Origin of the sequence: Pseudomonas sp. BIGb0381, from assembly GCF_024809815.1 — a bacterium.
In the GTDB taxonomy this organism is placed as follows: Bacteria; Pseudomonadota; Gammaproteobacteria; order Pseudomonadales; family Pseudomonadaceae; genus Aquipseudomonas.
On record NZ_JANUEN010000004.1, the window covers coordinates 241,981 to 253,731 of the forward strand.

Genomic DNA, 11,751 nt, shown 5'->3' on the forward strand with positions numbered 1-11,751 from the left:
CCATTATCCAATGTGGGAGGGGGCTTGCCCCCGATTGCTCTCTGTCAGCCACCGGATTCATTGGCTGACACACCATAATCGGGGGACAAGCCCCTCCCACAGTATTGGATCAGCGCAACCAGTTAGTCCGCGCCAACTCGATCACCTCATCGCCGCGCCCACTCATTACCGCCTTAAGCATGTACAGGCTGAAGCCCTTGGCCTGTTCCAGCTTGATGCTCGGCGGCATCACCAGTTCCTGGGTGGCCGTCACCACATCCACCAGCACCGGGCCATCATGGGCCAGGGCGCGGCGCAGGGCCGGTTCCAGGTCTTCGGATTGCTCCACGCGAATGCCGAGGATGCCCATGGCGTTGGACATGGCGGCGAAGTCCGGGTTTTTCAGCTCGGTGCCGGCATCCAGATAACCCGCAGCCTTCATTTCCATGGCGACAAAGCCCAGCGACGAGTTATCGAACACGATCACTTTCACGGGCAATTTCAGCTGCGCCAGTGAAATGAAATCCCCCATCAGCATGGCAAAGCCGCCGTCACCGGACATCGAGATCACCTGGCGCCCAGGGAAGGCCGCCTGCGCGCCAATCGCCTGGGGCATGGCATTGGCCATGGAGCCGTGGTTGAACGAGCCGATCAGGCGACGCTTGCCATTCATTTTCAGGTAGCGCGCGGCCCACACGGTCGGCGAGCCCACGTCGGCGGTGAAGATTGCATCGTCGTCCGCCAGTTCGCTGAGCAGACGCGCCACGTATTGCGGGTGGATCGGCCGGTTGGCCTTTGACGGTTGCGCCAGGTCGTCCAGGCCCTGGCGGGCTTTTTCGTAGTGCTTAAGCGAGGTATCGAGGAAGCTGCGGTCGGTCTTGCGGGTCAGGCGCGGCAGCAGCGCGCCGAGGGTCTCGCTCACATCGGCAGCGATTCCCAGGTCCAGCGTGGCGCGCCGCCCCAGGGCCTGCGGGTTGCGATCAACCTGGATGATTTTTGCGTCGGTGGGGTAGAACTGGCGGTACGGAAAGTCAGTGCCGAGCATGATCAGCGTGTCGCAGTCGAGCATGGCGTGGTAACCGGAGCTGAAGCCGATCAGGCCGGTCATGCCCACGTCGAACGGGTTATCCCACTCCACATGCTCCTTGCCGCGCAGGGCGTGCACCACCGGCGCCCCCAGCGTGTCGGCCAGGGCCACCACTTGATCGTGGGCACCGGCGCAGCCACTGCCGCAGAGCAGGGTGACTTTCTCGCTGCTTTCAAGGATCTCGGTCAGGCGCAGCAGGTCCTGTTCCGCCGGCAGGGTGCGCGGTGCGTGCAGGGCCGGCCAGGGCTTGAGCTTGTCTTCCACCTCCAGCAACGACACGTCCCCCGGAATCACCACCACCGCCACGCCGCGATTGAGGATCGCCGAGCGCATGGCACGGTGCAGCACGTGGGGCATCTGCTCGGGGTTGGTGACCAGCTCGATAAAGTGGCTGCATTCTTTGAACAGTTCCTGGGGATGGGTCTCCTGGAAGTAGTTCAGGCCGATCTCGGAGGAGGGAATTTGTGCGGCAATCGCCAGTACAGGGACATGATTGCGGTGGCAGTCGAACAGGCCATTGATCAAGTGCAGATTGCCCGGTCCGCAACTGCCGGCGCATACGGTCAGTTCACCCGTGGCCGCCGCTTCGGCACCGGCAGCGAATGCGGCGACTTCTTCGTGGCGCACGTGCATCCACTCGATGCTGTCCATGGTGCGCAGGGCATCGGTGAGGCCGTTGAGGCTGTCGCCGGTCAGGCCCCAGATACGCTTGATGCCCGCCTGTTCAAGGGTGGTCGCCAATTGCTGGGCCAGGTTGATTTTCGCCATGAAGAACTCCAATCGTCAGTGAGGTTAAAAGCGGCTGATCAATAGGGGACAGTTCGATCACGGCGAATGCTCCGCCTTTAATGTGAAGATTGCGTCATGGCCGCGCGGTATTGCCGGGTGCGCCGGGCGATAAACCATTGGTCGCGCACCAATGCCAGCCACGGCGCGACCTTGGCATTGGGCAAGCGGCCGCGGCTCAAGCGGCGCATCTGGTCACGCACTACGGCCAGGGTGGCGAGGGCGGCCAAGGGTTTGCGCTGCCAACTGATCGGTTTGAGTTGCGGGTTGAGGTCGCGCCCCTCGTGCCAGTGTTTGATCAGTTGCGGTTCCAGCGTCAGGGCGGTAGCAATGCCGGCCATGGCAATACCGCTGTCCAGCACCTGCTGCACGATGGGCAGGCGGCGAATGCCGCCGGTGACCATCAACGGCATCCGGGCGATAGTCGCCAGTTCCTTGGCAAACTCCAGGAAGTACGCTTCACGGGCCAAGGTGCGACCGTCCCGCGCATCGCCTTGCATGGCCGGTGCTTCGTAGCTGCCTCCGGACAATTCCAGCAGGTCGATGGGCAAGGGGTTGAGCATCTCCACCACTGCACGCGCATCGGCCTCTGCGAATCCGCCGCGCTGGAAATCCGCTGAGTTGAGCTTTACCGCGACGCAAAATGACGGGCTGACGCTGGCGCGAACCGCGTGGATCACCTCCAGCAGTAGGCGCGCACGGTTCTCCAGCGAGCCACCCCAGCGGTCAGTTCGGTGGTTGCTCAACGGCGAGAGAAACTGGCTGAGCAGGTAACCGTGCGCGCCGTGGATCTGCACCCCGGTGAACCCGGCTTTCTCGGCCAGGCGTGCGCTGGTGGCGAAGCGTTTGATCACGTCTTGAATGTCGTCCTCGGTCATGGCCCTGGGCTTGGCAAACATCTTCGAAAAGCTGCCGAGGTCCAGTGCAATCGCGGAGGGCGCCAGGGCTTGCTGGCCGAGGTTGGCCATGGTCTGGCGTCCCGGATGACTGAGCTGTACCCAAAAGTGCACACCCTTGTCGCGGGCCACATCGGCCCATTCGCGAAAGCTGTCCAGATGCTGTTCGTCTTCGAGGGCAACGCCGCCGGGACCGGTCATGGCACGGCGGTCGATCATCACATTGCCAGTCAACAGCAGGCCGGGCTCGCCGTTGGCCCAGGCGGTGTACAGCTGCTTCAATTCACGGGAAGGCGCTTGATCGGCGTCCGCCATATTCTCTTCCATCGCTGCCTTGGCGATGCGATTGGCGAGGACCTGGCCATTGGGCAGTTGCAAGGGGTCGAAGGGTGACATGAGTTGACTCCGGAGCTTGGGAGGCCTCAGGCTAAGCTTAAAGTTAACTTTAATGTCAAGCGGGCGTTTTGATGAATATTGGTGAGCTGGCAAAGCAGAGTGGGTTGGCGGCGTCGCGTATCCGCTTCTATGAGTCCGAAGGGTTGATCAGCCAGGTGGGGCGCCAGGCCAACGGGTATCGACGCTATGCGCCCGATGCCCTGCAAACGCTGCAACTGATCCAGAGCGCACAGCAGGCCGGGTTTACCTTGCAGGAACTCAAGGCGCTAATGCCCGCGCCGGGGGAGCACAAGCGCGAGGAGTTGATCGAGGCGCTGGAGCGCAAGGTGACGCAGATCGAGGCGATGCAGGCGCAGTTGGCTCATAGCAAGGCGCAGTTGCTGGGCGTGATCGACGCGGTCCGGGCGCAGCCGGAAGGCGTGCCGTGCTCCATGGGGCAGAAGCAGGTGCTGGCGTCGATTAAGATCGGTGCCTGAACAAGCTTCGATGAGTATAGGTATCGACACAACGTAGCAGCCAACGCTAACCACGATGCGAAGCGAGTCGCCCTTGATCTTGCTTTAGATCTTGATCTCAGGCGGCCAGGGGGTGGGCTGACCATACATTGGCTTACTTTTGGGCCTCTCCAAAAGTGATTCGCTGTAAGAGCGAAACCATAAGTAGCCGTTACCGCAGCAATGGATATGTACTCATTCCAACCCAAGCACATGGGCGGCCCAGAGGCCGCCATCGGGAGCAAGTCGAATCGTCGCACCGCCCCTCCCACATTTAGCGCGGGGCATCAGTTACAGAGTTGTCAGCTCCAGAGCCGTCACGGGAGCAACCCCCCCCTCCCACATTTGATGCTCAGCGCCGACGGAACAGCGGCAGCGGTTCGTCCGTTGCAGCCTGGTACGTCACCGAGAAGTCCTTGAGGCTTTCCAGCGCTTCGTACGGGTCTTTGTCGGCGCGCAAGGCGAAGGCATCGAACCCGCAACGGCGCAGGTAGAACAGTTGGTCGCGCAACACGTCGCCAATCGCCCGCAGCTCGCCTTTGTAACCATAGCGGTCACGCAGCAATCGTGCGTTGGAGTAGTTGCGACCGTCGGTGAAGGCCGGGAAGTTCAGGGCGATGACCTGGAAGTGTTCCACGTCTGCGCCGATCTCCTCGGCTTCTTCATCGGCGTCCAGCCAAACACCCAGGCCGCCGTCGCGAGCCTTGAGGGCGTGGCCATGTTCGCGCCACAGCGCCAGCGGCACGATCAGGTCGTCGCAGTTGGAAATGCCGTCGAAGCTCGCGTCCTTGGGCAGCAGGTGCCAGGTTTCGTCGAGGACTTCGTTGTTCTTAATGATTCGCTGCATAGACGCGCTCCTTGAACAGGTCAATGCCGATGCGCTGGTAGGTGTCGATGAAACGCTCATCTTCGGTGCGCTGTTCGATGTACACGTCGATCAGCTTGCCGATCACCTCGGGCATGGCTTCCTGGGCGAAGGATGGGCCAAGGATCTTGCCCAGGCTCGCATCGCGGCTGGCGCTGCCACCCAGGGACACTTGGTAGAATTCTTCGCCTTTCTTGTCCACGCCCAGGATGCCGATGTGGCCGACGTGGTGGTGACCACAGGCGTTCATGCAACCGGAGATGTTCAGGTCCAGCTCGCCGATGTCGAACAGGTAGTCCAGGTCGTCGAAACGGCGCTGGATCGATTCGGCAATCGGGATCGACTTGGCGTTGGCCAGGGAGCAGAAGTCGCCGCCCGGGCAGCAGATGATGTCGGTCAGCAGGCCGATGTTCGGCGTGGCGAAACCGCCTTCGCGCAGCTCGCCCCACAGGGTGAACAGTTGGCCCTGCTCAACGTCCGCGAGAATGATGTTCTGCTCGTGGGAGGTGCGCAGCTGGCCAAAGCTGTAGCGCTCGGCCAGGTCGGCGACGGCGTCCAGCTGTTTGTCGGTGATGTCGCCCGGTGCAACACCGGTCGGTTTCAGCGACAGGGTCACCGCCACATAGCCCGGCTTTTTGTGCGCCAGGGTGTTGCGGGTGCGCCAGCGGGCAAAGCCTGGGTGCTGCTGGTCGAGCGCTGCGAGTTCGGCGTCCTGATTGCTCAGGGCCTTGTACTCAGGGTCGACGAAGTGCTTGGCCACACGGTGCACTTCGGCTTCGGTCAGGGTGGTCTGGCCGCCGCGCAGGTGCTCCATCTCGGCATCGACTTTTTGGGCGAACACCTCAGGGGTCAGCGCCTTGACGAGGATCTTGATCCGCGCCTTGTACTTGTTGTCACGACGGCCGTAGCGGTTGTAGACCCGCAGGATGGCGTCGAGGTAGCTCAACAGGTCCTGCCATGGCAGGAACTCGTTGATAAAAGCACCGACCACCGGGGTACGGCCCAGGCCGCCACCCACCAGGACACGGAAACCCAGCTCGCCGGCCGCGTTGTACACCGGCTCCAGGCCGATATCGTGTACTTCGATGGCTGCACGGTCCGAGCTCGAGCCATTGATGGCGATCTTGAACTTGCGGGGCAGGTAGGCGAACTCGGGGTGGAAGGTGGTCCATTGACGGACGATTTCACACCACGGGCGTGGGTCGATCAGCTCGTCGGCGGCAACTCCGGCGAATTGGTCGGTGGTCACGTTGCGCAGGCAGTTACCGCTGGTCTGAATGGCGTGCATCTGCACGGTGGCCAGTTCAGCCAGGATATCCGGCACATCTTCCAGGGCCGGCCAGTTGAACTGCACGTTCTGGCGGGTACTGATGTGGGCATAGCCTTTGTCGAAGTCGCGGGCAATCTTGGCCATCATGCGGGTCTGGCGCGAAGTCAGTTGGCCATAAGGCACGGCCACCCGCAGCATCGGCGCAAAGCGCTGAACATAAAGGCCATTTTGCAGGCGCAGAGGGCGGAACTCTTCTTCGCTCAGTTCACCTGCTAGGTAGCGTCGGGTCTGATCACGGAACTGCTTGACGCGGTCCTCGATGATGCGCTGATCGTATTCGTCGTATACGTACATATAGGTCCTGTTCTCGGCAAATCTGCGCGCACGGCCGCGCACTCCCAACGGAGCCGGCGCACGATACCAGTTTGCGTTTATGCGCAAAAGTGATGTTTGAGTATATGCACATAACCAAAATGACTAATGAGAAGGGTTATCGTGATACCCACATTTGTCATGCGGGCAATCGTGAACTTTACTGTGAGCGTGTTTGAGTGCAATCACCTATAAAACCGACAAGAGGCGATGCAATGAGCAATCCGACAAAAGCCCGTAAACCTGACAGTACCGTCGATGCCTGGGCCATTCTGTTCTTGATCATTCTGGTGGTGGGAACGGCCGTATTCTGGGTCAGCCACCAATAAAGGACGTTGATTGAGCCTCGATTGGTTCAGGCATTGCCACTATCATGGCGGCCTATTTTCGAGGCTCAAGCATCCATGTTGAAGGTGTTGATTACGTATTTCTGGTTGCTGGGATCGACGTATGGGGTGATGGCTCATGCAACGTCGGTGGTGTTTCTCAATCCGGGCATGTCGACGGAAACCTTCTGGGTCAGCTACACGCAATTCATGCAGGCCGCCGCCAAGGACCTCGGCCTGGATTTGCGTGTGCGTTATGGCGAGCGTAGTACCGACAACACGCTGCTCCAGGCGCGTGAGGTGCTGCAAGGCAGCCAGCGGCCTGATTACCTGATACTGGTGAATGAGCAGTACGTTGCGCCGCAGATCCTGCGCATGGCCGAGGGCAGTGGCGTCAAGCTGCTGCTCGTGAACAGTGCGCTGACCCCCGATCAGGAGCAATTGCTGGGAGCCCGCCGTGGCATCCGTTTGATCGGCAGCCTGGTCGCTGACGATGAACAGGCTGGTTACCTGATGCTCCGTGACCTGTTGCGCCAGCACGGCCCGGTTGGCCCCGGCCAATCCCTCGATCTGCTGGCCTTTTCCGGCGTCAAGACCACGCCGGTCGCGCAACTGCGTGAGCGAGGCATGCGGCGGGCGCTGGCCGAGCATCCCGAGGTGCGCCTGCGTCAGTTGGTCTACGGTGAGTGGAGCCGCGAACGCGCCTTCGAGCAAGCGACGCAACTGTTCAAGCGCTACCCGCAGACGGCGCTGGTGTGGTCGGCCAACGATCAGATGGCACTGGGTGCCATGCAAGCGTTGCAGGCCAGTGGACGGTTGCCGGGTAAGGATGTGCTGTTCAGCGCACTCAACAGTTCGCCGGAGATCTTGCAGGCGCGATTGGACGGACGCTTATCATCCTTGGTCGCCGGGCATTTCACCGTCGGTGGCTGGGCCATGGTATTGGTTCATGATGATGCCAAGGGCCTGGACATTGGCGCATACGGCGGGCGCGACCGTCAGTTGGCCTTGTTCCAATTGATCGATGCCGGCCAGGCGCGGCGCTTGTTGGGGCCGACACCGTCGGTGAATTTTCGCGCGCTGTCCGCCCAGGGTAAGCCGGCGTCCTATCGTTACCCGTTCAGCCTGCACCTGTTACTGCGCTAGACGCCGGCCAGGTGCAGCACCAACTTGACGATTCCAAACAAGGTCAAGGCAAACACCGCCGTAAACAGAATGCCCAGGATCACGAAGTGGCTGGGCTTGCCGTGGGTGAAGTCCCGCGCGCGATTTTTGCCGCTCTGCACGCCAAAGGCGGCGGCCATGACGCTGTGGAGCATCTGCCAGAAGGTCGGCGGTTTGTTGTTGACTGGATCGTCCATACATCCCTCGACACAAGGTGTGTGAAGGACAGCATAGACAATCCAGGCCGGCTTAGTTGTCGTAACCCAGGTTCGGCGCCAGCCAGCGCTCGGTCACGGCCAGGTCCTGGCCCTTGCGCGCGGTGTAGCTGGTTACCTGGTCCTTGTCGACCTTGCCCACGGCAAAGTACTGCGCCTGCGGGTGGGCGAAGTACCAGCCGCTGACCGCCGCCGCCGGGAACATCGCGTAATGCTCGGTGAGGAACACTCCGCTGCGCCCAGCGTGCATTTCGCGGGCCTCGGGGTCGAGCAGTTGGAACAACTGGGCTTTCTCGGTGTGATCCGGACACGCCGGGTAACCGGGGGCAGGGCGGATGCCGCTGTATTGCTCCTTGATCAGCGCCTCATTATCCAGTTGCTCGTCCTTGGCGTAGCCCCAGTGTTCCTTACGCACCTGCTGGTGCAGCCACTCGGCACAGGCCTCGGCCAGGCGGTCGGCCAGGGCCTTGACCATGATCGAGTTGTAGTCGTCGCCGGCGTCCTGGTAAGCCTTGGCCACTTCTTCGGCGCCGATGCCGGCGGTGGTGATGAAACCACCGATGTAGTCGGTCACGCCGCTGTCTTTTGGTGCCACGAAGTCGGCCAGGGAGAAGTTCGGCTTGCCGTCGGTCTTGATGATCTGCTGGCGCAGGTGATGCAGCCTGGCAATCGGCTGGCCGTCTTCACCGTAGACTTCCAGGTCATCGTCCTGCACCTGGTTGGTCGGCCAGAAACCGAACACCGCACGGGCGCTGATGAGTTTTTCGTCGATCAGCTTCCTGAGCATTTCCTGGGCGTCGGCGTACAGCGCGGTGGCGGCTTCACCCACCACTTCATCGGTAAGGATGCGCGGGAACTTGCCGGCCAGGTCCCAGGAGATAAAGAACGGGGTCCAGTCGATGTACTCGGCCAGGACGTTGAGGTCGATATTGTCCAGTACCCGGGAACCGGTGAAGGTGGGCTTGACCGGCGCGTAGGTGCTCCAGTCGAACTGCGGCTTCTTGGCGATGGCCGCCGGGTAGCTCAGGCGTTCGGTGCGCGCGCTGCGGTTGGAGGTGCGCTCACGCACGTCGATGTATTCCAGGCGGGTCTTCTCGACGAAGCCGGCCTTCAGTTCCTTGGACAGCAGCTGCGTGGCCACGCCCACCGCGCGGGAGGCGTCGGTGACGTAGATCACTGCATCGTTGCTGTACTTGGGCTCGATCTTCACCGCCGTGTGCGCCTTGGAGGTGGTCGCGCCGCCGATCATCAGCGGCAGGTGGAAGTCCTGGCGCTGCATCTCGCGGGCCACATGCACCATCTCGTCCAGGGACGGCGTGATCAGGCCGGACAGCCCGATAATGTCGCACTTCTGCTCCTTGGCCACCTGCAGGATCTTCTCGGCCGGCACCATCACGCCGAGGTCGACGATGTCATAGCCGTTGCAACCGAGCACCACGCCGACGATGTTCTTGCCGATGTCATGCACGTCGCCTTTCACCGTGGCCATCAGGATCTTGCCCTTGGCTTCCGGCTTGTCGCCTTTTTCCAGCTCGATGAACGGGATCAAGTGGGCCACGGCCTGCTTCATCACGCGGGCGGATTTCACCACCTGGGGCAGGAACATCTTGCCGGCGCCGAACAGGTCGCCAACGATGTTCATACCAGACATCAACGGGCCTTCGATCACTTCGATCGGACGCGCGAACGACTGCCGCGATTCTTCGGTGTCTTCGACGATATGGGTGGTGATGCCCTTGACCAGCGCGTGTTCCAGGCGCTTGTTGACCGGCCAGCCGCGCCATTCTTCGGTCTCGGCCTCTTTTACGCTGCCGTCGCCCTTGTACTTGTCGGCGATGGCGAGGAGGGCGTCGGTGCCTTCCGGGGTGCGGTTGAGGACTACATCTTCCACGGCATCGCGCAGCTCGGCCGGGATCTGGTCGTAGATCTCCAACTGGCCGGCGTTGACGATACCCATGGTCAGGCCGTTGCGGATCGCGTACAGCAGGAACACCGAGTGGATCGCCTCACGCACCGGGTTATTGCCGCGGAACGAGAACGACACGTTGGACACGCCGCCGGAGGTCAGCGCGTACGGCAGCTCGTCGCGGATATAGGCGCAGGCGTTGATGAAGTCGACGGCGTAGTTGTTGTGCTCCTCGATACCGGTGGCGACCGCGAAGATGTTCGGGTCGAAGATGATGTCTTCCGGCGGGAAGCCGACTTCATTCACCAGGATGTCGTAGGACCGTTTGCAGATTTCCTTCTTGCGCGCTTCGGTGTCGGCCTGGCCGGCTTCGTCGAAGGCCATCACCACTACGGCGGCGCCGTAGCGCTTGCACAGCTTGGCGTGGTGAATGAACTGCTCGACGCCTTCCTTCATGCTGATGGAGTTGACGATGCCCTTGCCCTGGATGCACTTGAGGCCGGCTTCGATCACTTCCCACTTGGAGGAGTCGATCATGATCGGTACGCGGGAGATGTCCGGCTCGCCGGCAATCAGATTGAGGAAGGTCACCATGGCCTTCTTCGAATCGAGCATGCCCTCGTCCATGTTGATGTCGATCACCTGGGCGCCGGCTTCCACCTGCTGCAGGGCGACTTCCAGGGCTTCGGTGTAGTTGTCTTCCCGGATCAAGCGGGCGAAACGCGCAGAACCGGTGATGTTGGTGCGCTCGCCGACGTTGACGAACAACGAACTGCGATCAATCGTGAACGGCTCCAGGCCCGACAGGCGGCAAGCCTTGGGGATGTCCGGGATCGGGCGCGGCGCGTAGCCGGCCACGGCCTTGGCGATGGCTTCAATATGGCCCGGAGTGGTGCCGCAGCAGCCGCCGACGATATTGAGGAAGCCGCTCTGGGCGAACTCTTCGATGACCTTGGCGGTTTCCGACGGCAGTTCGTCGTATTCGCCGAACTCGTTGGGCAAGCCGGCGTTCGGGTGCGCAGACACGTGGGTGTTGGCTTTGTTGGACAGCTCTTCCAGGTAAGGGCGCAGCTCGCTGGCGCCGAGGGCGCAGTTCAGGCCCACGGAAATCGGCTTGGCGTGGGCGACCGAGTTCCAGAAGGCTTCAGTGGTCTGGCCCGACAAGGTACGGCCGGAGGCGTCGGTGATGGTGCCGGAGATCATGATCGGCAATTCGATACCGAGCGCTTCGAACACACCCTGTACGGCGAAGATCGCAGCCTTGGCGTTGAGGGTGTCGAAGATGGTCTCGATCAGGATCAGGTCGGCGCCGCCCTCGATCAGGCCTTTGGTGGCCTCGGTGTAGTTCTCCACCAGTTCATCGAAGGTGACGTTGCGGTAGCCGGGGTTGTTCACATCGGGCGACAGCGAGCAGGTGCGGCTGGTCGGTCCGAGGACGCCGGCAACGAAGCGCGGCTTGGCCGGGTTCTCGGCGGTCTTGGCATCGGCGATCTTGCGTGCCAGGCGTGCGCCTTCGACGTTCAGTTCATAGGCCAGCTCTTCCATGCCGTAGTCGGCCATGGAGATACGGGTGGCGTTGAAGGTGTTGGTCTCGAGGATGTCGGCACCGGCGTCCAGGTAGGCCTTCTCGATCCCGCCGATCACGTCCGGGCGGGTGAGCACCAGCAGGTCGTTGTTGCCCTTGACGTCGCTCGGCCAGTCGGCGAAGCGCTTGCCGCGGTAGTCATGTTCTTCCAGTTTATAGCTCTGGATCATCGTGCCCATGCCGCCGTCGAGGATCAGGATGCGTTCCTTGAGGGCGTGGTGAAGGGCTTGCAGACGAGCGCTACGATCGGACATGGGACTACTCTGGTCAGGCATTACGGAGGGCGTGGATCATAACAAACCTGTGCGGATTTGCGGCATGTCCAGGTTTTGCATGAATATCGTTCATGTTGATGGAGGGCATGGCCCGCTAGAATCACCGCCACTTTAAATCGCACGTATTGAATCGGG

The 11,751-nt window shown here is 61.6% G+C and carries 8 protein-coding genes; 2 read left to right on the forward strand and 6 right to left on the reverse strand.

The window, feature by feature from the left end:
- Positions 1–109 precede the first annotated feature (109 nt).
- Positions 110–1,834: a ubiquinone-dependent pyruvate dehydrogenase gene (poxB, locus tag M2397_RS14490; protein ID WP_131700655.1), complete on the reverse strand. Its 1,725-nt coding sequence runs from the start codon at positions 1,832–1,834 to the stop codon at positions 110–112.
- Positions 1,835–1,911: 77 nt separating this feature from the next.
- A complete protein-coding gene (locus M2397_RS14495; RefSeq protein ID WP_131700656.1) occupies positions 1,912–3,144 on the reverse strand; it encodes an NADH:flavin oxidoreductase/NADH oxidase family protein in 1,233 nt (410 codons plus the stop codon).
- A 71-nt stretch (positions 3,145–3,215) separates the two neighbouring features.
- On the opposite strand from M2397_RS14495, the gene M2397_RS14500 reads away from it, so the two are divergent.
- Entirely contained in the window at positions 3,216–3,620 is a 405-nt protein-coding gene (locus M2397_RS14500) for a MerR family transcriptional regulator (RefSeq protein WP_131700657.1), read from the forward strand.
- Positions 3,621–3,990: 370 nt separating this feature from the next.
- Here M2397_RS14500 and M2397_RS14505 read toward each other — a convergent pair whose 3' ends face one another.
- Positions 3,991–4,485: a DUF934 domain-containing protein gene (locus tag M2397_RS14505; RefSeq protein WP_003235539.1), complete on the reverse strand. Its 495-nt coding sequence runs from the start codon at positions 4,483–4,485 to the stop codon at positions 3,991–3,993.
- Entirely contained in the window at positions 4,469–6,127 is a 1,659-nt protein-coding gene (locus M2397_RS14510) for a nitrite/sulfite reductase (RefSeq protein ID WP_167655460.1), read from the reverse strand. The genes M2397_RS14505 and M2397_RS14510 overlap by 17 nt, the downstream gene beginning before the upstream one ends.
- 422 nt (positions 6,128–6,549) lie before the next feature.
- Here M2397_RS14510 and M2397_RS14515 point away from each other — a divergent pair, with 422 nt between their 5' ends.
- On the forward strand, positions 6,550–7,617 hold the full coding sequence (locus M2397_RS14515; protein WP_259243765.1) for an ABC transporter substrate-binding protein: 1,068 nt from the start codon (positions 6,550–6,552) through the stop codon (positions 7,615–7,617).
- Here the strand turns inward: M2397_RS14515 and M2397_RS14520 are convergent.
- Positions 7,614–7,832, reverse strand: a complete 219-nt coding sequence (locus tag M2397_RS14520; RefSeq protein ID WP_027606482.1) for a DUF2970 domain-containing protein — start codon at positions 7,830–7,832, stop codon at positions 7,614–7,616. The genes M2397_RS14515 and M2397_RS14520 overlap by 4 nt on opposite strands.
- Before the next feature lie 52 nt (positions 7,833–7,884).
- Positions 7,885–11,595, reverse strand: coding sequence for a methionine synthase (gene metH, locus M2397_RS14525; protein WP_259243767.1), 3,711 nt, complete (start codon positions 11,593–11,595; stop codon positions 7,885–7,887).
- Positions 11,596–11,751 lie beyond the last annotated feature (156 nt).